The 574-nt window shown below is 59.9% G+C and carries 1 protein-coding gene; it reads right to left on the reverse strand.

Features of this window, described 5'->3' with window-relative positions:
• A partial coding sequence (locus EXE45_RS16855) for a 3'-5' exonuclease (protein ID WP_342765828.1) occupies nucleotides 1-574 on the reverse strand: 574 nt, incomplete at both ends.

Genomic DNA, 574 nt, shown 5'->3' on the forward strand with positions numbered 1-574 from the left:
GATCGTGTTTCCAGGCGTAGTCGATCGCTGGCTCGCCGTCCGTCTCACCGACCTCGGATTCTAAGTCGAGCTTCCCGACCGAGACGCCCTCGGCCTCGGCCACGTCCGCGAGCCGATAGGAGTCCAGTTCGTGAATCTGTGACTTCTGGTACAGCGACAACGAGTCAAGGAGCAGTCGCCCCTTGAACGAGGAGTTGATGAAGTTCCCGTCACCGTCCATCGGGTACACCTCCCCGAGCGGCGACGCATCGTAGACCGCGCCAATGCCGTTCAGCCGTGCGTAGTTGACGAGGTACGGATGGTCGACCCCCGAGGCGTTCCATCCTGTCAGCGCGTCCATGTCGCGATCTGTGACCCACTCAAAGAACTGTGCGACGGTGTCATGTGGGTTCTCGTAGATATATACGTCACATGGGTTGTCTTGCTCGTAGGAATCTATCTCGTCGTACGCAACACCGTCCCACGAGGGATGTGCGGTCAGCCACACGACGTACTCGTCGGTGTACGAATCGTGGGCCGTAATCGCCGTCACGGGGTTGTCCGCCCGCTCGGTTCCTTCCTGTGAAACGACTGG

The sequence above is a fragment of the Halorubrum sp. SP9 genome, assembly GCF_005435015.1.
Lineage (GTDB): Archaea > Halobacteriota > Halobacteria > Halobacteriales > Haloferacaceae > Halorubrum > Halorubrum sodomense.